Origin of the sequence: Shewanella youngdeokensis (assembly GCF_033180165.1) — a bacterium.
In the GTDB taxonomy this organism is placed as follows: domain Bacteria; phylum Pseudomonadota; class Gammaproteobacteria; order Enterobacterales; family Shewanellaceae; genus Shewanella; species Shewanella youngdeokensis.
The window spans coordinates 1,076,111-1,099,086 of record NZ_CP136522.1 but is presented as its reverse complement, the minus strand read 5'-3'; the positions used below and the strand labels follow the sequence as shown (position 1 = coordinate 1,099,086).

Below are 22,976 nucleotides of genomic sequence, written 5' to 3'. Positions count from 1 at the left end.
AAAGTGACGCCAATACATAAACAAAAACATGTAAACACCCAACCCCAAGCGCAACAAACAACAAACACCCACTCAACAACCACCGCCCACCTGCAACACTATTTACAGCAGTGAGTAGTTATAACACCATGATTTAAAGTTATTTATCTATTAGAAATTAAAGATCAAAATAACCTGAAACTTGGCCAGATAATTGCTTAAGCAGTAGTAACGAGGCATTTATGAATTTTTGAGGTATAACAAGTGAAAAAGCAACTTTCTTTAGCTATAGCCATCGCATTAGGTTTATCGGCTTGTGGTAGCAGTGACAGCTCATCAACGCCAGCAACAGAGCCAAAGTATAACTGGCAGATAGTCAACTTACATGTTGAAGATGCCGCTGATGTTGCTAAAGATTGCGTCATTTATGACAATGCAACGAGCGACCCTTCTAAAGTCGTTACAGCCTCAATTGCCCTTGCTGGGTTTAATGTTTTATTCCATGAACGTGATGGTAGCGTTATCAGTGAATACACCATTACAGCTGACGATGTTCCTACAACCGGCATCGTGTCTATCGACAGTGCTAATGTGCCAGATGGCGGCTATGTTTCTTTAGAAGAAGTTGACGGTGGTATTGGCGGCAATGCTGATGTTTACATGTTTACCGTGCAAAAAGAGTTATTGTCTGATCTTGTTTTGAACGTGCGTCAGCCTCAAACGGGAGCGAGCTGCTACAAAGGCGATCAATATCAAGCTGTAGAGCTCTCAAGCACTGCCGCAGTCTCTGTGTTACAAGAAACGGGTATTAACTACTACCAATCAAGTTATGGCACTAATGTAGATGGCCATAGCATTTCTGCAAATATTCCTGTTCAAGCTGAGCTGCCAGCTAGCAAATCAGTACTCGTTACCGCCTTTGCCAATGATGCTGAAGACCAACCAACAACCATCACTCATTATGGTTTAATCGACTCAGATTATATTTACGATACCAATAGCTCTGATGTCATCGTTTCTCGACCATTGACCAACGAAAATCTCATCACCCAAACTTGGACAACAGCAAGCAATCTAACTATTGCCGAGGAAAGTGCAATTTACATGGTTGCCAACAGCAATACGTATTTATGGCAGCAGTTATTTGCGACTAATGAAGAGGTGGCACTGGTCGATGGCAGTAGTGAAATGCAACACTGGTCAGCTTATTTTACAGGCCTAGAGAGCAACTATAACTGGCAATACCATTCTTACATCGCCCTTGATGGTGCTAATAGTATTATCGACAACACTCTTCCGACCTTATACGACTTTAACGATGTAACAGTGTTAAATAGCTGTAGCTCTGAGACATCAGCCGATTATTGTATCGATACCGCCAGCTTTAGTACCAATGAATTTGACCTACAGCGTACTCAAGTGCGTTCAACCACGACTGTAGGTGGGCGTAACTTCTATCAATCAATTTATGCCGTACCAAATGCACAGCAAGTATTAATGAACAGCACCGTTGTAACCTTGGATCCTGATACAAGCGACAGAATCGAGATTGGCCTTACAGCCTCCGATTCTCCATCACAAGCGCTAGAGTATATGATGGCACAATCGTTAAATGTACAAACTGCAGCAGAAGACTCAATTCTAGTGCCAGAGCAAAGCGACACTAACGGCTCAATTGTTTCAATTGCTGATAAAAGCGCTATGCATCAAGCACTGTTATCAACCAACAGCATGATGATATCTAACAGCATAAACTAATACGTCAATAACACTCCCTCTAAAAAGGACGCCGTTAATGCGTCCTTTTTTATTCAATAAAAAAAGCGACTTAGCCAATACCACCTCGTATATTTGCAAAACCACCTTCCCCTAGCATGCCATTTGATAAAACGCGACTATAATTATTTATGTCGTCAAAAGTTAATTATTAAGTTGATGTTAAATATCACAAGGAGGTGGTGCTGATGATTAAATCTAAAATGCCCCCAAGGATTATTGAAACCGTAAAAATAAATGGTAAGTTTGTTATAGAGCGCCGAGCTATTGGCACTGATGACAAAGCTGATAATAGTTATTTAAACGTTTATGAGCGCAGAAATCACAGTACTAATAGCCGTAACACCCACATTGACGTTTGGGTTTAGTGGCACTCATTACCTTGTTATGCTTAATCTAATTTGATCCCGTTTATAATACACTTTCCTTCTCGACGAAAACCGCCGTCAATTTAGTTCTCAATCAGTTTAATTTTGCGCTGCACTTCACTACTTTGCCTACCTAATGTATTGTTACAAAGCTACTTTCCTACTTGGACTCTTTGTGAAAAAAATTGCTTTGTTTGTTGATGTGCAAAATATCTATTACACCTGTCGGCAAGCTTATGGTCGCCAATTTAACTACCGCAAGCTATGGCAACACCTCGGCTATGAAGGTGAAATAACCCACGCTAGCGCATACGCCATCCATCGTGGTGATGACGGCCAACTCAAGTTCCAAGACGCACTAAAGCACATTGGCTTTGAGGTAAAACTCAAACCTTTTATTCAGCGCAGTGACGGTTCTGCTAAAGGTGATTGGGATGTGGGGATCACCATCGATATTATGGAAGCAGCCAGCGAAGTCGACGCTGTAGTTTTGCTCTCTGGTGATGGCGATTTTGACCTGTTGATGTTAAAAATCCATCAAAAGTATGGCGTAGAAACCCAAGTTTATGGTGTTCCGGGTTTAACCGCTAAATCACTCATTGATTCGGCTAACAAGTACCACGAGATTGATACCAGCCTATTATTGTAAAACTTTGCTCAAAAATGCATTAAAAGGTCGTAAGTACAATATGTTAGCAAGAGTGCAGGAACCGATTGGGTGATCCTGCATTTTTCAACTCAAAATTCTCACTTTCGTGACTTACCTGCTTTACGTCATAAAATTACACAATTAGTTATGCATATCTAATTTATTATCATAAAAATCTCATATGTGAATTTACAAGCGCCAGATCACACCTTAAACCCACCATCACTGGTAATTTAATTACCAATAGATTTATCAACTTTCAACATTTCGTGTATAGGTGAACTTTATGGCTGCTAAATTTTTTATCCCATCAGTTAATATTTTAGGTCAAGATGCAGTAACCGACGCCATCGGTGATATCAAAGCCTTAGGCTTTAAAAATGCCCTTGTGGTCACAGATAAACCATTAGTTGAAATAGGCCTTGTTGCTCAGGTAACTGACAAACTAGCCAAAAATGACATTAAAGCAGTAGTGTTTGATGGTGTACAGCCAAACCCAACAGTGAGTAATGTTGAGGCCGGCCTTGAATTACTACAGGCTAACCATTGCGACTTTGTTATCTCTCTTGGTGGTGGCTCGCCCCATGACTGCGCTAAAGGCATAGCACTAGTGGCCACCAACGGCGGCAGTATTAAAGATTATGAAGGGCTCGATGTTTCAACTAAACCACAGCTGCCACTTGTTGCTATCAACACCACCGCCGGTACCGCTAGTGAAATGACACGTTTTTGTATTATCACCGATGAAACACGTCACATTAAAATGGCCATTGTTGATAAAAATACCACGCCGATCCTATCGGTCAATGATCCTGAGCTCATGCTGCTCAAACCCGCTGGATTAACTGCTGCAACCGGTATGGATGCGTTAACCCACGCCATTGAAGCTTATGTGTCAATTGCTGCCAACCCGATTACAGACGCCTGTGCCATTAAGGCAATCGAACTCATTCAAGCCAATTTAGTTGAAGCGGTTGATAATGGTGAAAGTATCGCAGCGCGCGAGCAAATGGCTTATGCCCAATTCTTAGCGGGCATGGCCTTTAATAATGCAAGTTTAGGCTATGTGCATGCGATGGCGCATCAACTAGGTGGTTTTTATGATCTGCCCCATGGTGTGTGTAATGCGCTGTTATTACCACATGTTCAAGCCTATAACGCCCAAGTGGTACCTGAACGCTTAAAAGATGTTGCTAAGGCAATGGGCGTTGATATTACCGCCATGAATGATACCGAGGGTGCTACCGCCGCTATTGAGGCGATCAAAGCCTTGTCGGTTGCGGTTAAAATACCTGAAAACCTCACAGCACTTGGCGTAAAAGCAACAGACATTCCCACTCTGGCAGACAATGCCTTAAAAGATGCTTGTGGATTTACAAACCCAAAACAAGCCACTCATGCCGAGATCTGTCAAATATTCACTAATGCACTCTAAAATGAGCTGCATTTAAGCAGTGCATCGTCTATGACAAGTAAAGCCATTTCGACTTTGGCTTTACTTACAGAACTCGTAATGTTCTGGCCGATCTTAAGGTATACTGTAATTATCAAAAGATGAAAAAGCACAATATCATTTTTTAAATCAACAATTCAGAGCAAAATCTCGCAATCGAACCATTTACAATCATTACGACGAAACAGCTAGCGCATTTCGATATATTATATTGATGCAAATTTTCAAAGAAACGCTATAATTAAGACGTTAGTTTTTTCCCTGCAAAAGTTAAAACAAACATCGAGCCCACTCTTTGAGTGGGCTTTTTAATGCGTGTTATCCGCTAAATATCCCTTACATCGGTTTTATCGCCTTTTATACTCTGCACAGTGAATGCATTGCCTATGCAATACCGCCTCAGCTTTACATTACAGCTACCTATAATGTGACCTTAATGCGCGATAGAACGACCTGAATTGAATAATAAATTATTAAAATAACAACAGTGTCTCATACATGACCATGGCTTTAGCGCCTCATGCTTAAACCGTAATGCTGTCACTGTATAATGTTGACCTCTATATACTTCAACATACGCTTGCAGGTGTAACGGCAACTGGGCTCAATATCGTACTCTCCGGCCGCTCGCTATCAAGATGAACTCACCACCGATAACCAGAGCTGCATTCATTATCCCACTCAAAGTCAATGGATTGTCCACGCCATTGACATTAAATTCACGATGACCCAAAAGTGATTAAACCGAAATATTGAAGTCATGCCTACGCGGCAATTAACCCATTACAAACTTGATTAGCCCTTGGTGCCGATATCGCTGATGTACAACTATTGGGCTGAGTTAGGTGCGTTATCAACAGCCTAAATCTGAACTTGCTGACAATAAAAAGCATTAATTAAATCGTCTAAGTTCATTATCTGAGTCTTTATTAGCCATACTCGCTCTAGTAATGACTTGTAGCAAAAAAATGGGAGCTAGGACAAGTTTATCAAAGCGTTTGTCATGGTAAAAAATACTCAGAGCAAATAAGTTTAACTAGACAAAATAAATAGCTATAGTTCTAGTTCCAATAGTCTCTTAATAGTGATACAAATAAACTAACTATTTTGAATGATTTTATATAACAGCTTGACAGATAAGCCATTATTGAAATGACGATTCATTAGAATTTAATTGTTAATGTTAGACGCATACAGTACGCACAGGCAGGCCTAAAGGGTGAGCCATAGTAAAAACAATGCCAAAGGTGGCATCCGTTACAGCGAACAGGTAGGTAATTTATGACAGCAATTTCTCACGTTTATAACTATACAGTCCGATGCCCTCACGTTAAGGACCCCTCTCACCCAACAAGTTGGTTAAACCATATTGAGATTAACCGCTCATGTGAAATCGCACTCGATAGAATTACCAAATGGCACGGTCACTCAGGAACCCGGTTATTTGAGCATGAAGACTGCGTGGTGCGGGAGGCCGAACAAGAGCAAGCATATTTTTCAATTAAAAATGATCGGCTCAGAGATGACATTCATGTTCTTGCGACATTTAAAGTATTTATGGACAGCAAAACCAAAGACACTTCCGTACAAGAAATAATGGAACATGTCATTGATGATTATAAGTCACGCTTAAGCAAACTATAGTCATTAGCGGCATGTTCTATTTTTTGAACATGCCGCCAATTAATGTCAAAATCAACGTTCAGATTCAAATCTACAAAATTTACCAGACCAGCTTCACACTTCTTAATATCATTTATGCCTTTACTAAGTACATAAAAGCTAACAATAAAATTTAACTAGTTAAAAAACAGTAATATAAAAGCAAAAATGTGGTTTAACGGCTTATAACGCAACATATGCCCCAAATTGCCGTTTTTACATCTCACTGCTACAATCAATAACGTATAATCAGATTGTTTTCCTCTTTACAGAATAATCAAAGCTAAACGCAAAGCCATTATATACAATCGCTTAGAGTTAGCCGTCCATATTTAAATCTGTATTACACCTACTCATTTACCTAATAAAGGATAGTAAACTCATGGATAAAATGGCAAATATTGTCATCGTCGGTGGCGGTGCTGGCGGGATGGAAATTGCGACCAAACTGGGTCATCAGTTAGGCCGAAAAAATAAAGCCATAGTCACCCTCATTGACTGTGCTGAAAGCCATGTTTGGAAGCCTTTACTGCATGAGGTTGCAACAGGTGCATTAGATATTGGTATTGATGCCATTAGCTATAGAAGTCACGCTGCAGCTCATGGTTACCATTTTCAACAAGGTGCAATGGTTGGTATTGATAGAGAAGCCAAGCAGGTTATTTTAGCCCCTATTACCGATGCATTAGGTGAAGAACTATTATCCGCACGTCGTATCGATTACGATTATTTAGTGATAGCGATAGGAAGTATCGCCAACGACTTTAATATTGATGGCGTACGCGAGAACAGTGTCTTTTTAGACAGTACAGAGCAAGCAATGGAGATCCGAACCATCTTGCTCAATAAATTCATGCGCTATGCAAGTCACCACCAATTAGATGACAAAATTAAAATTGCGGTTGTCGGCGCTGGAGCCACTGGTGTTGAAATGTCAGCCGAGATGCACCATGCGGTTGATCAGCTAAGTGGCTTTGGCTACAAAATCGATAGTCGTTTATTGGAAATTACTTTAATTGAAGCCGATGAGCGTATTTTACCTAAGGTTGAAAAACCTGAAATATCAGCCTCTGTCGCCAAAGAGCTCACTGCAATCGGCGTCAACGTGATGACGAATACCCGTATCAACCAGGTCACAACAGAGGGGTTACACACTTCTGAAGGTGAATTTATTCCATCAGATATGGTGATCTGGTCGACCGGTGTTAAAGCACCTGATTTTCTAAAAGAAATTGGTGGGCTTGAAAGTAACCACATTAATCAAGTGATGGTACAGCAAAATATGCAAACCACCCGCGACCCATCTATTTTTGCAATTGGTGATTGCGCGGCATGCCCACAAGAAGATGGCAGCTGGGTTCCTCCTCGCGGTCAATCAGCACGTCAAATGGCACTGATGACAGCAGATAACATTAAGTTATTACTTGCCGGAAAACCCGCATCAAATAAGTATGTGTATAAAGATTTAGGGGCGCTAGTTAACTTATCTAAGTTCCATACTGTCGGTAATCTAATGTCATTTATTGGCGGCGGCGTTATGGTAGAAGGTAAAATTGCGCGCTTTGTTTATACCTCTCTTTATCGCAGGCATTTAATTGAAATTCACGGTCCTATAAAAGGCACTTTACTGATGCTGGCTAAAGGGATCAGTCGAATTATTCATCCGCACCTAAAACTGCATTAACTCCAACGCACAAACCATGATTGCCGGCTAATGCTGGCAATCAATACCTTTTAGCAAAGCTTTATCAAATCAGCTTTAGGCGGCATTAACTCGTATGCCATGCGGGGCAGGCTCCCCCTGCTCATTAACGTGTACAAACACCATTTTGTCGATACTCACTATCGGTGCTAACGTGACCTTGTTACGCACCTGACAAGCTATCGTAATTGAACTTGAACCGACGCTAACCAAAGCTAATCCAAATTCAATAACATCACCCTGTCTGGCTGGTGTCATAAAGTTAACCTCTGATATTAACTTAGTCACATTGCGCGGGCTTTTCATTTGGCATCCGGCAAAGATAGCTGCCTCTTCATCAATCCAACTCAACAGTTGACCACCAAAGAGTGAGTTGGCCGGGTTTAAATGCTCAGGTTTAATAAAACGTCGACTATAAAATTTCATCATGCTGCCCTTTGAATTAACTCAATGATACTCACTAAGTAGTAGCAAATAGTAAGCCAAAAAATAATGTTGTTTTTATTCAATGACTAACACATTAAAGGCGAATGACTAAGCATACCTTGCACCGCTAACAGGCTTTTCTTGCATCGAAATAGTACATCTCTAGCGCTAACTCTGGCTTGCTGCCATAAAAAAGCCCTCACAGTTGAGGGCGTTAAATATGGGCAGCGGTCATACTCGGCACAACAACCACAGCTTAATAAATTTTTGTATCAGTACATAAAAAATGGTGACAATACGGCTAAGTTAACGCGCTAAGATAATTTTAAGTTCGCGAATAAAGCAATCGATATCCGCCCGAGTGATATCCGCATGGGTCACTAACCTAAGTGTTTTACTTGCACTGAGCAAAATCCCTTTTTGCTTAAGCTGTGCGGCTACTTGGGTAATATCTAACTCACCAACAACTTCGGCAAATACCATATTGGTTTGCACTAAAGACATATCAACAGTAAAACAGTCAATTGTCGAAAGTTGTGAGGCTAGATAAGCTGCATTATCGTGGTCCTCAGCTAACCGCTCCACTTGTTCTGTTAACGCTAACTGAGCTGCAGCCGCTAATATACCGGCTTGACGCATACCGCCACCTAGCACTTTACGCCAGCGTCGCGCTTTTTTAATTAAACGTTCATCTGCCAATAAAATTGACCCTACCGGGGCACATAACCCTTTAGATAAACAAATAGAGACCGAGTCAAAGTATTGAGTAATATCAGCAATCGGAATATTTTGCGCAACCGCAGCATTTGCTACACGAGCACCATCGAGGTGAATTTTAAGTCCTCTTTCAAATGCTAAAGCTTGGGCATCAGCAAGATAGCTTTGCGGTAACACTTTACCACCAATGGTATTTTCTAAGCTCAATAACCGAGTCCGAGCAAAGTGAACATCGTCGGGCTTAATTGCCGCTTCAATGTCAGCTAATAAAATACTACCGTCTGTTTGGTTATTTAAAGGTTGTGGCTGAATACTACCAAGTACCGCAGCACCACCGCCTTCAAACCGATAGTTATGTGCTTGTTGGCCACAAAGGTACTCATCGCCACGCTCACAATGGCTCATTAACGCGAGTAAATTCGCTTGGGTGCCTGATGAAGTAAATAAGGCAGCATCAAAACCAAACATGTCGGCAGCCATATCTTCGAGATAGTTCACCGTTGGGTCATCACCATACACATCATCACCAACGTCAGCAGCCCCAATTGCAGCACGCATAGCAGCGGTTGGTTTGGTCACAGTGTCACTGCGAAAATCTATCATTACTTACCCCATCATAATTGTTATATAGCCGGTCTTGCCAGAGGCTCAATAGTACTGTGGCAGCGAAGGTTGTACTAGCGTCTATAGCTCGCGCTATAGAGAAACCCCGCGTGTATCACAATTATCATGCTGCGATGGCATCACAACTTTTGCTTGGTAAGGCGCTACTGCGAAATCGCTTCTGATCCAATATATTTTTGAGTCATAAAAAAGGCCAGCAAACGCTGACCTTTTCTAATGAACAACCCGCAAACTTAGCTTGCTGGCGTTTCTTTTACATAAAGATCCATTTGTGGATATGGGATCCCGATCCCCGCTTCGTCTAGCGCTATTTTAATTTGCTCAAGTATTTCAAAGTGTGCAGGCCAGTAATCGCCACCATTTACCCACGGACGAACCACAAAGTTAACAGAAGAGTCAGCAAGTTCAGAAACTGCAACAGTGTAAGCAGGATCCTTAAGCACGTATTGGTTATTATCTAAAATAGACGTTAATACTTTTTTAGCTTCAGCCAGGTTAGCATCATAAGAAACGCCAATGACCAAATCCAATCGGCGGGTATCCATTGTAGAGTAATTAATGATTGTGCCATCCATCATGGCAGAGTTGGGTGCAATAATTACTTTGTTATCAGGTGTTAATAACTTAGTAGAGAAAATAGTAATTTCACTTACTGTACCCGCAATTCCTGCAGCTTCAACATAGTCACCAACACGGCAAGGGCGAAATAACACCATCAAAACGCCAGCGGCAAAGTTTGACAATGAACCCTGTAACGCGAGACCAACCGCTAAACCCGCGGCACCAATAACAGCAACAAGCGATGCTGTTTGTACACCAATCTGGCCTAGTGTCGCGACAATTGTGAATACAAATACTAATGCCCAAGCAATATTAGCCACAAACGAAACCACGGTTTCGTCAACTTTACGTTTGTTTAAAATCTTAGTTGTCAGGCTTTTAGCCACACCAGATAGAAACTTACCAATCACAAAAATAATAATTGCGAATAGAATTTTCATCCCGTAGGTGACAATTAATTCAGGTGCTTGATCCATCAGACCTTGCAAGTTATCCATGTATACACTCCCTTAACTTATTAATATAATTTGTAAAGCATTAAAAATCAGATAAAAATCAACTCTTAGGTTTGACTCTACCCATGCCAATTTAGCAACTGGCCGTGAGCCATCCCCAAAACCTCGACAAAAGCCGAACCGAGTTAACTGTAAAATCAGTAACTAAAACATGTTTGGTACTACTTACCCGCTGTAATATACGTCAATGATAATGCTCATCACCTAATGAACGATATGCCCAATCGGTAACAACCTAACGAGTACTTTATTCAACCAAACTGAAATCTGCTGCAATAAAGCTAACTTGTCTTTTACTCAACTGCGCAATATAAAATGAGATATCAACCGCATACAAATATTTTTTGCCCGCGACAGACCATCAATGCAACTTTATCGTGCAGCATCACAACAGCAACATATTAACCAACATGGAACATAAAAGCAGTCACTTAGTTAACTTAAGCACTACAATAATAGTCATTTTTTGATATTTGTCCCATCTCAGCAGGCTAAAGTAAAACAATCAGCCAATGAGCTTAAGGTTAACCGACGATTAATTATTATTGAGTCATCGCTCTATCTACATAGTGACAGCAATGGCAGCGAGCTGGCGAAGTTAAATGCTGCGCCATGCAGTTGGAGGAGGCAGGTTTAAACATAGGTACTGCAAATAACCGTAATATAAAACAAAAAGAGTACGCAAACTTTCAAGCGGATTGACAGTAAACCAATGACTTACAGCAAAACCAAGCTTACAGTAGCCTGACGTCAATAAACCACTTAGCTTATTCAGTTTGCTTTATTTAGGCGCTAATGAAGCCATAGCGCCTAAATAATTGAGTAAACTCAAAGGCTAAATTGGTTATTTCTGACGCTTAAATTTTGTAATAATACGGTCTAACTGATTAGCAAACTCTTGCCTATCACTTTGGCTCATGGCTGCAGGGCCACCAGTTTGTACACCACTGGCGCGCATGGTATCCATAAAGTCTCGCATATTTAAAATCGACTTAATATTGTGCTCAGTGTAAAGCTCGCCTCGAGGGTTTAAGGCTAACGCACCTTTATCTATTGCTTCTGCAGCTAATGGAATGTCAGCAGTAATAACCAAGTCACCAGCACTCAGGCGCTTAACAATTTCATCATCGGCAACATCAAAACCCGATGCTACCGTGACCATTTTAATAAAACGCGATGGCGGCACTCTTACCGCATGGTTTGCGATCAAAACAGTGTCAATTTCTGCGCGGTCTGCAGCGCGAAAAAGCGTCTCTTTTGTTACACCTGGGCAGGCATCTGCATCAACCCAAATTTTCATAAATCCTCTCATACTTAGCACTTATTCGGCATAAAATTACCGCGATTCCCCCCATGATAACAGAGCTTGCAACTCAATGAACCATGTCGATAGTGAGTCAGCAGAACAACGATAATGAGATGACTAAACACCCAACTTAAGCTGGGATTTATGTATGCAACTCATGAGCCCAGCATCGCAAAATCACGTTTAGAGCCACAATTTGAGATATGATTAATGCTGCTATTTTGCTATGTTGAGCAGCAATAAAGTATCAATGAGAGCCTAGCGATGTTTACTCATGCCAGTTTTGATTTTTTAAATGAATTATCGGTCAACAATGAACGAGAATGGTTTAAAGCCAATCAAACACGATATGAAGATCTAGTGCGAACTCCTGCACTGCAATTTATAGAAACAATGCAGCCAAACATTTTGGCCTTATCGCCTCGGTTAAATGCGATCGCTAAAAAAGTGGGTGGTAGTATGATGCGCCCGCAGCGAGATAGCCGTTTCACCAAAGACAAAACCCCTTATAAAACCAATGTGGGCATTCAGTTTAGGCATTTTCAAGGTAAAGACGTACACGCACCTGGCTTATACTTACACATAGCGAACGACGGCTGTTTTATCGGGGCTGGGATCTGGCACCCTGACTCAAAAGCACTCAGTGCGATTCGCAACTGTATTGATGAAAACCCTAATAGCTACAAAAAAGCCTTAAAAGCCCTCAACGAAAGTGGTTTTAAAATGGAAGGCACTCAACTAATTAGGCCGCCAAAAGGGTTTGATAAAAGCCATCCCATGTTGGAAGAGCTAAAAAGAAAAGACTTTATCGCCATTAAAACCATTAGCATCGAACAAGTATGTTCAGCACAATTTGCTGACTTTTGCGCTAACGAATTTGAACAATGCCAACAGTTAATGCGCTATCTGTGCTTTGCACTTGATATAGATTACTAAACCAAGCACGGTACCCGAGCTTTAACGGTTACCGTTAGCTCCTTTTATCATCCAACATCGCGATACCATTACCCGTTGTCATCACGGTTCAATAACCCCTACCACTATGACCTCTCGCGGATCACTAAGGCGCTTAAGCAAAGACTCTGCTACAATTGCGCCACTTTTTATTTGAGCCCTTTAGGGCTTCTGCGTCAGGCAATTTTACATGGTCGAATCATCTACACCTTCAACTAATGCATTCCAAGCGCAAACTAGCGCTCAAAAACGTGCATTTAGTTACAGCAATACAATACATCAGCTATTTACCAGCGTTTTCCAGCAAAAGATGCCTGCTGATCGTATCGTAGGCGAATATTTTAGAGCCCATAAAAAACATGGCTCTAAAGATCGTCGTGTGATCAGAGAGAGTCTATTTGCACTTTTTCGCTGGTGGGGCTGGCTTAAAAAAGTACATACCAGTACTGAGCAAGATGAAAGTTGGTTTGCCGTCCTTGCCACCGTTGCCGAATTAGAAGGTCACAGCTGGAGTCAATTTAGTGAAGCTTGGCAAAGCTTTGCTAATCAGTCAGATAAATTCAACGTACAGCCGAGTACGCAGCCTCTTGTCACTGTGACTGATAAGTGTCATTTTGTGCAACAAAATTTTGCTGAAGTATCATTTGATACTAAAGACCTACTGCCACAGTGGTTTTGGGATGTTACCGACGTTAGTCCCGAAAATGAACTAGCCCTTATCGAAGCGATGAGCTCTCGCCCACCTATTTGGGGCCGCGCACAAAAGCAATCAACGGCGCAATTGCTCAGTGAACTTCAACGTGATGATATTACCGCCACTGGCAGTGAATTTTTTACTGATAGTGTCAACCTTGGACATAAAAGCATTAACCTTAATGCGATAAAGCCGTACTTGCAGGGAAGTTTAGAAATTCAAGATCTGGGTTCGCAAGTTATTGGCCAAGTTTGTAACCCACAAGCGAGTGATAATTGGTGGGACACATGCAGCGGCGCAGGAGGAAAATCCCTACAGCTGCGCTCGCTAATGTTCAACCAAGATAATAATGGCACAGGCACGATTACCGCGTCTGACATCCGTAAAAAGCCCTTAGAAGAACTTTTGAAGCGCGCTAAACGTGCTGGTTTTAAAGGGATTTCAGTGGCAGCCTGGAAAGATGAAACACTCCCCGTTACAGCCAACCATTTTGATGGAGTACTAGTTGATGCACCATGCAGTTGCACAGGTACATGGCGCCGAAACCCTGATATGCGTTGGTTAGATGACACCAACGTCGTCAACGATAAACACGCGCTACAGTTAGATATTCTAACCCGCAGTGCCAAGGCCGTAAAATTAGATGGCCAGCTCGTATACGCAACGTGTTCTTTATCTCCAGTAGAAAACGAGCACGTTGTGAATGCATTCCTTGCGCAGCATCCACACTTTGCATTGCTGCCATTACAACACCCTTTTACCGGACAAACTACTAAGCAACTAACGGTGTGGCCGCAAGATGCAAACAGCGACGGCATGTTCGTGGCTAAAATGCGACGAAAAGCCTAACCCAGACAAACTCAACAATGACGATGCTTTTAACTACGCATTAATCGTACAAATACGCCGTGCAACACGCGGCGTATTTCCCCCAAACTCGATGATTTGGCAAGTGAACAGATTAAACTTCCAATTCAATAACACGACTTAATCGTTGCGCATATTGTTCACGGCGTTTAATGCTCTTATTGGCATATAAGTTTTGATCAGCATTACGCAGCCATTCATGATTATTTAACACGTCAACATTAAGGCAACTGCCAAAATGTAAACTTGCATCACTAAAACCTTGCTCATTTAATTGCGCTTGAATGAGAGCCGCCTCCGACTGAATATCAGCAATATTGTCTTTATCGACAAATAATACAAAGTCGTTCACCGCCACTCGAAAAATAGCCTCGTGGTTGCGATTTTTAATTCTATTATCCAGTTGTTCAGCAACAAAGCTGATAAGTTTATCGCCCTCTCCTAGCCCTAACCTTTTATTCACTAATGATAAGCCATCAATAGTAATCAACACCAAATATTGCTCAATACTCGCGCCAGGTCCAATCGGATGTTCTTGACGCATATACTCATCAAAAGCAAAACGATTAGCAGCCTTGGTTAAGCTATCTAAACGAGCCGCTTTCCATGCAATATCAAGAGTTTCAATGTAACGCTCTTTTTCATCAGACAACATGCGAATTTTATGTGCAAGCGCCAATGACAACAGTAACGCATCAACCGTCCCCCCTATCAGGGTCGCCAATTCTGCATGATCAAAAAAGTCAGGAGTTAGCCCCATATTACCCGGTAGGATCAGCACCGCCGGCAACAACAAACAAGTAAATGCAAAGATAAAATATCGTGCAGGGTAGAAGCCTTTCAGTAAACAAACATTACCGCACGTGATCGCTAACGCAATCCAAAGCATAATTAATACTGACGCAATTATCGCCGTATAAGAAAGTAAAAAAATACTAGTCGGTAACGCAATAACACAAGCCCATAATAGGTACAGGCTTAACCGCCACAATTTAGGTGATAATTCAGGAAGCTGTAGGAAGTGTTTATAAAACATTATATTAAATATGGGTAAACCAATAAAAAATAAATGGTGCAACGGTAAACCATGCATATCAAATAAATGTGCCGGAATATGAAAAGTTAACGCCCAACCCATAAAATAAGTTAGAACATAACAACCGTAATATAAGAAGGCTTTATCTTGTACTGAAATGTAGATCAGCAAATTATAGAGCGCGATAGAAGCCAAACCACCTAAACACAGTATTATCAGCATGGCATTTAAATCTGATTGTAATTGGTGCTGCTTATGCGGCAGCACTTCCACTTTGGGCTGAGACGAGTAATACCGACTTTTGATGCGCGTAACAAACCAATAATGCATGTTTGATTGGAGCTTAACTTTACGCGAATAATCAAACAGCGATTCATAAGGCGCGTAATAACCACTGTGAAAATGCTGCCTAGATCCATCTTCCCCAATGATCCAATAATCAACTGATTCAATAATGGCATTTTTAATATTTACGCTCCACGGTTCATCGTCAGTGTTAACCGACAAAGCGCTTACCATCCAGTAATCCCCACCGGACAGCGCAACTTTACTCTGCAATGAGTGTGCTTTTACCCATGGCATAATTGCGCTAAATTCTTGCGGGACAGCTTCACCTTCAACGGCTTCAAAAAGAAACTGCTGATCTAAAACCACATTAGCGTGAACACTGTGATGACAACTAAAAGCCAGCAGCACCAGACAGATTATGAGTATTTTGTTGCAATGCATGCGCTATAAATCCATTTAATAACACGATTAATTGTGACACCAATCACAAATTTCAACTTAACGTGACGAGTCTACAATAATTATTGGTTTATCAGCAATTTTTAAACGAAGTGCAGCAATCAAGCTGAAAAATAAAGAGGGAAGACAAAAGAGGAGGAGCAACCAATAGCATTTTTACCACTATTGATTGCTTTAATAGCGCTAACAATTAAAAAGTCGCTTTAAAACCCACATAAAAACTTGAGTCGAAAGTAGTATCTGCAACGTAGTCATACTTTAAACGAATTTTTCTATAGCCAGCAAACATAGCAATAGCAGGATTAAGTTGATACTGTACTTTACCGTCAACATCCCAAGCTCCATCAATGTGCCCAAACGACAACACTGACGGAGAATAATAACCGGCACCATGTACCGAAATGTTAGAACCTAAATGCACCTCGTAACGAGCACCTAAGCTTACAACATTACCATTAGGGCTTCTGCTTGCCCAAAATTGTGAGAATCTCCCCCCAATTTCAATGTGGTGTATTCCAGCATCATGGGCAATATGCATAGCACCAGATAGCATCTGGCCGCCTTTGTCTGAGTAGAAGTATTCAGCAGATGCATTTACGTCTTTGTTTATATCCGCCTGCAGGTTAAGTGAAATAGTCTCATCATTTAACCCTAATTCAAAATCAGTTGCCTGTGCTGAAACAGTTACCAAGCAAAGTGACATCGCACCCGCTAAAACTTTAATGTTCATTTGTTGTCCTGATACGTCTTTGTAAATTTGCGCAGAGCATACACAAAATCAAGCAAACTGTTTATCTAAACCGCAGTTTCAAGTTCGCATTTCAACAAAGCACTACCTAACACCAACCCAGCACCAACAAACACAAACATGAACACAACTTCAGCATCATTTTTAATACAACATATTTCGGTCTGATTTTAGGTTTACAATGAGCAGCTGATTTAACGGACTCGCTGTCTTTCGCCCAAGCTAAACTTGAAACTTCAACGCATACTTCAAATAATGGCCTACACACTTAAGTTGCGCACAAGTATGTTGTCAGCAATAGTTATTTAGTTGTAGTATAGTAAAAAATAAAGGAGCACAACATGGCATCTGCAATCTACGAATTATCCGTTACCAATATCCAAGGAGAGCAAGTTTCTCTTGCTGACTACCAAGGAAAAGTCATTTTAGTTGTCAACACCGCGAGTAAATGTGGTTTTACTCCTCAATATCAAGAGCTCGAACAACTTTACAAAAAATATCACTCACAAGGACTAGAAATTTTAGGGTTCCCCTGCAACCAGTTTGGCGCTCAAGAAAAAGGCAATAATGAAGAAATAAGTTCATTTTGCGAACTCAACTTTGGTGTCACCTTCCCACTATTTGAAAAAATCGAGGTCAATGGCGACAATGCAGCGCCACTGTATCGCCACCTAAAAACGGAAGCCAAAGGGCTGTTAGGCTCAGAGGCGATAAAATGGAACTTCACAAAATTTCTGATCAATAAACAGGGACAAGTTCTAAAACGCTACGCTCCAACAACTAAGCCATTGGAGCTTGAAAAAACAATCGCCGACCTTCTTTAAGCCAACTGTTAATACCGTGTTTTATAACAACTAAAATATTATTTGAGTCAAAGCTAGATTTTACCGCTTATTTTTTGAACTTTTATAGCATAATAACCTCTAATAATTTGAACATGAGGTTTTATTGTTCATCATTCTCCCTTGGGCTTCTAGCGCAGCCCCATTGATCTCAAACTAGATCAATACGGCAACCGCTTAGGTTGCCTTTTTTTTGCCATCGGTTAACCCGCACGCTTGCCATTACCTCGAACAACAAATATCACCAATAACTATTGGCAGCTAAATTACTGATAGTTAAATCATTGATACCTAAGTAAATTTCGAGCAAGTTAAATAAAAAGAACAAATAAATGCATCAGGCAAGGAACTAACTGCAATTTTCACACTCTGATTATATGAACCGATTCTGGTTAAGTGGATCTCATCAGTTCGCTTAATGTTTAGTTTCATTGTTCATCATCATTCCCTTAGGCCCTCCTGTTGAGGTGGGTCATTAGAGTTAACCGTTACGCTAGCGCACCAACTGTTGACTCTTTTGCAAATATTTTATGGCAGCCTATTTAGGTTGCCATTTTTTTTGCCATCGATTAACCCGCACGCTTACTATTACCTCGAACAACAAATATCACCAATAACTTTTGGCATCTAAATTATTGACAGCTAAATCACAAATAGCTAAACCATTGATCTGCAAGTTAATTTATAGCGGTTAAATAAAAAAACAAATAAATGCATCAGGCGAGGAACTAACTGCAATTTTCACACTCTGACTATATGAACCGATTCTGGTTAAGTGGATCTCATCAGTTCGCTTAATGTTTAGTTTCATTGTTCATCATCATTCCCTTAGGCCCTCCTGTTGAGGTGGGTCATTAGAGTTAACCGTTACGCTAGCGCACCAACTGTTGACTCTTTTGCAAAATATTTTATGGCAGCCTATTTAGGTTGCCATTTTTTTTGCCATCGATTAACCCGCACGCTTGCCATTACCTCGAACAACAAATATCACCAATAACTATTGGCAGCTAAATTATTGACAATTAAATTATTGATACCTAAGTAAATTTCGAGAAAGTTAAATAAAAAGAACAAATAAATGCATCAGGCAAGGAACTAACTGCAATTTTCACACTCTGATTATATGAACCGATTCTGGTTAAGTGGATCTCATCAGTTCGCTTAATGTTTAGTTTCATTGTTCATCATCATTCCCTTAGACTCTCCTGTTGAGGTGGGTCATTAGAGTTAACCGTTACGCTAGCGCACCAACTGCTGACTCTTTTGCAAATATTTTATGGCAGCCTATTTAGGTTGCCATTTTTTTGCCATCGATTAACCCGCACACTTACCATTACCTCGAACAACAAATATCACCAATGACTATTGGCAGCTAAATTACTTATGGTTAAACTATTGATGCCTAAGTAAATTTCGAAAAAGTTAAATAAAAAGAACAAATAAATGCATCAAGCGAGGAACTAACTGCAATTTTCACACTCTGACTATATGAACCGATTCTGGTTAAGTGGATCTCATCAGTTCGCTTAATGTTTAGTTTCACTGTTCATCATCATTCCCTTAGACTCTCCTGTTGAGGTGGGTCATTAAAGTTAACCGTTACGCTAGCGCACCAACTGTTGACTCTTTTGCAAAATATTTTATGGCAGCCTATTTAGGTTGCCATTTTTTTTGCCATCGATTAACCCGCACGCTTGCCATCACCTCGAACAACAAATATCACCAATAACTATTAGCAGCTAAGTTACTGATAGTTAAATTATTGATACCTAAGTAAATTTCGAAAAAGTTAGATAAAAAGAACAAATAAATGCATCAGGCGAGGAACTAACTGCAATTTTCACACTCTGACTATATGAACCGATTCTGGTTAAGTGGATTTCATCAGTTCGCTTAATGTTTAGTTTCACTGTTCATCATCATTCCCTTAGACTCTCCTGTTGAGGTGGGTCATTAGAGTTAACCGTTACGCTAGCGCACCAACTGTTGACTCTATTTGCAAATATTTTATGGCAGCCTATTTAGGTTGCCATTTTTTTTGCCTCTATTACCTTGTCGGTAATACTATGTCGCTTAAACAGATAACCTGCGCGCAATAGTTAGGTAGCGACTCATAACGGCTTGCTCCAACAAGACTCACAGCAAAACGGTAGTCATCATTTAAGTGCCCTAAGGCGCAATGCCAGCGACTTTCATCGCTAAATATAGTGTCAGCCGCATCTGTTTTATCTTGAGTATGGATCTGTAATCGCACCTCTTGCTTAAATGTCATTAATGTACTCACCGTGAGCGGCGGCGATACAGCTGCCAGAGCCGCACTACATTGCAGCGGTAAAGTACTACACTGAAGCGCACTCAAGTCAAAGCCAAATGATTTGAGCGGCAAGGCTAAGCCTAAACCTTTAGCTTTAATGTAAGACTCCTTTAACGCCCATAAATCAAAAAATCGCTCTCGTTGTAACTCGCTAGGTAATGCCAATAATGCCGCAATTTCGGGCTTAGAAAAATAATGGTTTAATATGGAATAAATATTGGTACTACTACGACAGCGCTCAATATCAACTCCTAGCAATATTGACGCTGGAGTCACGTTTTGCAGAGGCTGCTGCACAATCGCAAGCAATAACCAATCGCCACTATGGCTAAGGTTGAAATCGATACCAGTGCGTTCGAACTGAGCTTGCGTTAACCGAGGTTTACCTTTTTCTCCATATTCAAATTGCCATTGTTCCGGCTCTAATGAACCATGTTTTGACAATAATGCGCGTAGATATCCACGTACCATTAACCCTTGATCCTTGCCTGCTTGCTGAATATAGCGCTCAACCTTATCGATTTCATTTTGCGGTAACCAGCCTCGAAGCGTTGCCGCTGTGTCACGGTTCATTAACGATGGCAGTAACGGACAAAAAAACAATTTAACGCTGGGGGAAAGTGGTTTAGGTAAGGACAAGTAGGACTCAATAATGATGATTTATAAGCTCATTGTGGCCTCTTTTAGGCAAAAAAAACAGAGGGCTGCAGTAATTACAACGCAGCCCTACCATCATTGAGTTGAGCAAGCTATGAATTTAACCCCAGCGCTTTATATGCTTTATCAGGGATCACGCCATAACGGCTGAAGTTCATTGAAAACATACCGTCTCCACCAGTCATTGATTTCAATCTCGTTGAGTAGTCACCCACGTTTGCGAGTGGCGCTTCAACATTGACCTCAACAACGCCTGAAGTTTTAGCTTGGGTACCGCAGATAATGCCTCTACAGGTACTGATATCACCTGTAATTTCACCCACCTGACTTTGATCAACTAAGATCTGCATATCAACAATCGGTTCCAAAATAACCGGATCAGCCAATGCAACTGCATCCATAAAGGCTTTCTTGCCCGCCATGACAAACGCAATTTCTTTAGAATCAACACTATGGTGCTTACCATCAAGTACTGTCACTTTTATATCTTGCATTGGGAACCCGCCTAAAGCACCTGCAACCATCGCTTCGCGTACTCCTTTTTCAACAGCGGGTATATACTGGCTCGGCACGGCTCCGCCTACCACTTTACTTACAAACTCAAACCCTTGACCACGTGGTAACGGCTCAACTTTTAGCTCAACTTCACCAAATTGACCTGAGCCACCTGATTGCTTTTTATGGCGGTAACGCGCCGTTGCCTCTGCCAAAATGGTTTCGCGGTATGCCACTGCAGGCATGTCTGTTTCCATGTCGACGTTAAACAAGTTTTGCGCTTTTTCTAATGCGATTTGCAAATGAAGATCGCCTTGGCCTTGCAAGATAGTTTGCCCTCGCTCTTCGCTGCGGTTGACCTGTAAACTCGGATCTTCGGCCACTAGCTTATTCAACACCTCAGAAATTTTTTGTTCATCGCCACGCCGCTTAGGTGAAATAGCCAAACCAAATATGGGCTGTGGTAGTTTTATTTCTGGAAGATGGAATTCATCTTCGTCATGACTATCATGTAATACTGTACCAACCTCAAGTTCATCAATTTTTGTGATTACGCAGATATCCCCCGGAATAGCTTGACTAACATCAAGCAACTTATCACCTTGCAACTTTGCCAAATGACTCACTTTAAAAGGTTTTCTTTCTCGGCCGACAAACAACCTCATGCCAAGGTTAATTGTGCCTTGGTAGAGTCTAAACACACCCATCCGACCAAAAAACGGATCGATTGTGACCCTAAATACATGTGCTAATACATGTTCAGTGGGGCTTTGAGACACATCAACAGGTGCCGCATTGGCTGCAAAACCTTTTATAAATTGCGGTGGGTTTGCTTCAAGGGGGCTTGGTAGTAAGTTAACTAATAACTCTAATAATGACTCAATACCAATATCTTGTTCTGCACTCGTAAAGCATACGGGCACTAAATGCCCCATTCGAAGCGCAGCCTCTAAAGGTGCATGCAGCTGTTCTGGGGTTAATGACTCACCTTGCTCTAAGTACAACTCCATGAGTTGTTCATCTTCTTCAAGTACGGTGTCTATCAGTTCGTCACGGGCGGCTTGCGTGCTTAAAAAGGCTGTAGGGGTTTGTTGGTCACAATGCAGGTAACAGTCAATTACTGTATCAGCTGCAGTATTCGGTAAATTAACTGGTAAACAACGGTGACCGAACTGCAGTTGAATTTGCTCAAGTAGCTCAGGTAATAATGCTTCATTGCCATCAATATGGTTAATGGCTATCAGTACGACTTTACCTTGCCCACGCGCAGCCTCGAATGCCCTTTTAGTAACAGACTCAATGCCCATTCCTGCATGGATCACTAACAGAACTGACTCGACGCCAGGCAGTGGAAGTAATGCACGACCAAAAAAGTCAGGTAAACCAGGGGTGTCGATGAGGTTGATATGGTGGTTAGCGAAATCAAGATTTAAAAATGAGGGTTCTAAGCTGTGGCGGTGGGATTTTTCTTGGGCAGTGAAATCAGCATGATTTGTGCCCTTATCCACCCTGCCCTTTAAGGTTATCGCATTTGCACGAAACAATAGTGCCTCTAATAACGAGGACTTTCCTGATCCTGTGTGCCCAAGCACAGCCACATTGCGGATTTGCTCGGTATTGAACTCAGCCATAACGGCCTCCTTTGTCGCATTATTAAACCTAAGGTATTTGCAATAAGACAATTCTCCCAGCTGTTAAGATTGAGTATAAACTTGTAACAACATGTGATGCTTGACCTAGATCACCCTTTGTCATTCCTACGCCAGTACTGGCCTACAGCCAAAGTTTAACTAACAGTCGTCAGCTCAAAAGGAGCGGTTAAAACTTTAATAAGTCCCAGATGATTGTATTGGCTTTAAAGCTAATGTAACCTGCTGTACAGCT

The 22,976-nt window shown here is 41.3% G+C and carries 17 protein-coding genes; 9 read left to right on the top strand and 8 right to left on the bottom strand.

Annotated elements, in window-relative coordinates; genetic code table 11:
• The first annotated feature begins 243 nt into the window (after positions 1-243).
• From RGE70_RS04665 to RGE70_RS04640, 6 genes are all read left to right on the top strand, one after another.
• A complete protein-coding gene (locus RGE70_RS04665; protein ID WP_310470380.1) occupies positions 244-1,737 on the top strand; it encodes a hypothetical protein in 1,494 nt (497 codons plus the stop codon).
• Between the two features lie 206 nt (positions 1,738-1,943).
• Positions 1,944-2,123, top strand: a complete 180-nt coding sequence (locus RGE70_RS04660; RefSeq protein ID WP_310470379.1) for a hypothetical protein — start codon at positions 1,944-1,946, stop codon at positions 2,121-2,123.
• A gap of 175 nt (positions 2,124-2,298) precedes the next feature.
• The gene (locus RGE70_RS04655; RefSeq protein WP_310470378.1) at positions 2,299-2,772 is read left to right on the top strand and encodes a LabA-like NYN domain-containing protein; all 474 of its coding nucleotides are present in this window, start codon (positions 2,299-2,301) and stop codon (positions 2,770-2,772) included.
• Positions 2,773-3,058: 286 nt separating this feature from the next.
• Positions 3,059-4,207, top strand: coding sequence for an L-threonine dehydrogenase (yiaY, locus tag RGE70_RS04650; protein WP_310470377.1), 1,149 nt, complete (start codon positions 3,059-3,061; stop codon positions 4,205-4,207).
• 1,299 nt (positions 4,208-5,506) lie between these two features.
• Positions 5,507-5,869 carry a cytoplasmic protein gene (locus tag RGE70_RS04645; RefSeq protein ID WP_310470375.1) on the top strand — a complete coding sequence of 121 codons (363 nt, stop codon included), beginning with the start codon at positions 5,507-5,509 and terminating at the stop codon, positions 5,867-5,869.
• Positions 5,870-6,269: 400 nt separating this feature from the next.
• A complete protein-coding gene (locus tag RGE70_RS04640) occupies positions 6,270-7,571 on the top strand; it encodes an NAD(P)/FAD-dependent oxidoreductase (RefSeq protein ID WP_310470374.1) in 1,302 nt (433 codons plus the stop codon).
• Between the two features lie 75 nt (positions 7,572-7,646).
• Here the strand turns inward: RGE70_RS04640 and RGE70_RS04635 are convergent, their stop codons facing one another.
• The 4 genes from RGE70_RS04635 to RGE70_RS04620 all read right to left on the bottom strand — a co-directional run bounded on the left by RGE70_RS04635 (position 7,647) and on the right by RGE70_RS04620 (position 11,732).
• Positions 7,647-8,015, bottom strand: a complete 369-nt coding sequence (locus RGE70_RS04635) for an acyl-CoA thioesterase (protein ID WP_310472917.1) — start codon at positions 8,013-8,015, stop codon at positions 7,647-7,649.
• 306 nt (positions 8,016-8,321) lie between these two features.
• A complete protein-coding gene (gene ltaE / locus RGE70_RS04630) occupies positions 8,322-9,335 on the bottom strand; it encodes a low-specificity L-threonine aldolase (RefSeq protein WP_310470373.1) in 1,014 nt (337 codons plus the stop codon).
• 254 nt (positions 9,336-9,589) lie between these two features.
• Positions 9,590-10,414, bottom strand: coding sequence for a mechanosensitive ion channel family protein (locus tag RGE70_RS04625; protein ID WP_310470372.1), 825 nt, complete (start codon positions 10,412-10,414; stop codon positions 9,590-9,592).
• An 862-nt stretch (positions 10,415-11,276) separates the two neighbouring features.
• The gene (locus RGE70_RS04620) at positions 11,277-11,732 is read right to left on the bottom strand and encodes a YaiI/YqxD family protein (RefSeq protein WP_310470371.1); all 456 of its coding nucleotides are present in this window, start codon (positions 11,730-11,732) and stop codon (positions 11,277-11,279) included.
• Positions 11,733-12,002: 270 nt separating this feature from the next.
• Here RGE70_RS04620 and RGE70_RS04615 point away from each other — a divergent pair, with 270 nt between their 5' ends.
• Both RGE70_RS04615 and RGE70_RS04610 read left to right on the top strand, forming a co-directional pair.
• Positions 12,003-12,674 (top strand): DUF2461 domain-containing protein, encoded by a 672-nt coding sequence (locus RGE70_RS04615; RefSeq protein WP_310470370.1) that lies wholly within the window; start codon positions 12,003-12,005, stop codon positions 12,672-12,674.
• Positions 12,675-12,882: 208 nt separating this feature from the next.
• Positions 12,883-14,235, top strand: a complete 1,353-nt coding sequence (locus RGE70_RS04610; RefSeq protein WP_310470369.1) for an RsmB/NOP family class I SAM-dependent RNA methyltransferase — start codon at positions 12,883-12,885, stop codon at positions 14,233-14,235.
• A gap of 112 nt (positions 14,236-14,347) precedes the next feature.
• Here the strand turns inward: RGE70_RS04610 and RGE70_RS04605 are convergent, their stop codons facing one another.
• The gene (locus RGE70_RS04605) at positions 14,348-16,018 is read right to left on the bottom strand and encodes a sensor domain-containing diguanylate cyclase (RefSeq protein WP_310470368.1); all 1,671 of its coding nucleotides are present in this window, start codon (positions 16,016-16,018) and stop codon (positions 14,348-14,350) included.
• Positions 16,019-16,226: 208 nt separating this feature from the next.
• Positions 16,227-16,766: a YfaZ family outer membrane protein gene (locus RGE70_RS04600; RefSeq protein ID WP_310470367.1), complete on the bottom strand. Its 540-nt coding sequence runs from the start codon at positions 16,764-16,766 to the stop codon at positions 16,227-16,229.
• Positions 16,767-17,125: 359 nt separating this feature from the next.
• Here RGE70_RS04600 and RGE70_RS04595 point away from each other — a divergent pair, with 359 nt between their 5' ends.
• Complete coding sequence (locus RGE70_RS04595; protein ID WP_310470366.1) at positions 17,126-17,608, top strand: glutathione peroxidase; 483 nt, start codon at positions 17,126-17,128, stop codon at positions 17,606-17,608.
• 2,065 nt (positions 17,609-19,673) lie between these two features.
• On the opposite strand, the gene RGE70_RS04590 is transcribed toward RGE70_RS04595, so the two are convergent.
• Both RGE70_RS04590 and fusA read right to left on the bottom strand, forming a co-directional pair.
• Positions 19,674-20,579: a 4'-phosphopantetheinyl transferase family protein gene (locus RGE70_RS04590; RefSeq protein ID WP_310470365.1), complete on the bottom strand. Its 906-nt coding sequence runs from the start codon at positions 20,577-20,579 to the stop codon at positions 19,674-19,676.
• A 110-nt stretch (positions 20,580-20,689) separates the two neighbouring features.
• Complete coding sequence (fusA, locus tag RGE70_RS04585) at positions 20,690-22,723, bottom strand: elongation factor G (protein ID WP_310470364.1); 2,034 nt, start codon at positions 22,721-22,723, stop codon at positions 20,690-20,692.
• Between the last annotated feature and the right edge of the window lie 253 nt (positions 22,724-22,976).

Coding starts and splice junctions, on each gene's coding strand:
- RGE70_RS04610 (WP_310470369.1), top strand. CDS start 12,883: ATGGTCGAATCATCTACACCTTCAACTAATGCATTCCAAGCGCAAACT.
- yiaY (WP_310470377.1), top strand. CDS start 3,059: ATGGCTGCTAAATTTTTTATCCCATCAGTTAATATTTTAGGTCAAGAT.
- RGE70_RS04625 (WP_310470372.1), bottom strand. CDS start 10,414: ATGGATAACTTGCAAGGTCTGATGGATCAAGCACCTGAATTAATTGTC.
- RGE70_RS04600 (WP_310470367.1), bottom strand. CDS start 16,766: ATGAACATTAAAGTTTTAGCGGGTGCGATGTCACTTTGCTTGGTAACT.
- ltaE (WP_310470373.1), bottom strand. CDS start 9,335: ATGATAGATTTTCGCAGTGACACTGTGACCAAACCAACCGCTGCTATG.
- RGE70_RS04660 (WP_310470379.1), top strand. CDS start 1,944: ATGATTAAATCTAAAATGCCCCCAAGGATTATTGAAACCGTAAAAATA.
- fusA (WP_310470364.1), bottom strand. CDS start 22,723: ATGGCTGAGTTCAATACCGAGCAAATCCGCAATGTGGCTGTGCTTGGG.
- RGE70_RS04595 (WP_310470366.1), top strand. CDS start 17,126: ATGGCATCTGCAATCTACGAATTATCCGTTACCAATATCCAAGGAGAG.
- RGE70_RS04615 (WP_310470370.1), top strand. CDS start 12,003: ATGTTTACTCATGCCAGTTTTGATTTTTTAAATGAATTATCGGTCAAC.
- RGE70_RS04645 (WP_310470375.1), top strand. CDS start 5,507: ATGACAGCAATTTCTCACGTTTATAACTATACAGTCCGATGCCCTCAC.
- RGE70_RS04605 (WP_310470368.1), bottom strand. CDS start 16,018: ATGCATTGCAACAAAATACTCATAATCTGTCTGGTGCTGCTGGCTTTT.
- RGE70_RS04635 (WP_310472917.1), bottom strand. CDS start 8,015: ATGAAATTTTATAGTCGACGTTTTATTAAACCTGAGCATTTAAACCCG.
- RGE70_RS04620 (WP_310470371.1), bottom strand. CDS start 11,732: ATGAAAATTTGGGTTGATGCAGATGCCTGCCCAGGTGTAACAAAAGAG.
- RGE70_RS04640 (WP_310470374.1), top strand. CDS start 6,270: ATGGATAAAATGGCAAATATTGTCATCGTCGGTGGCGGTGCTGGCGGG.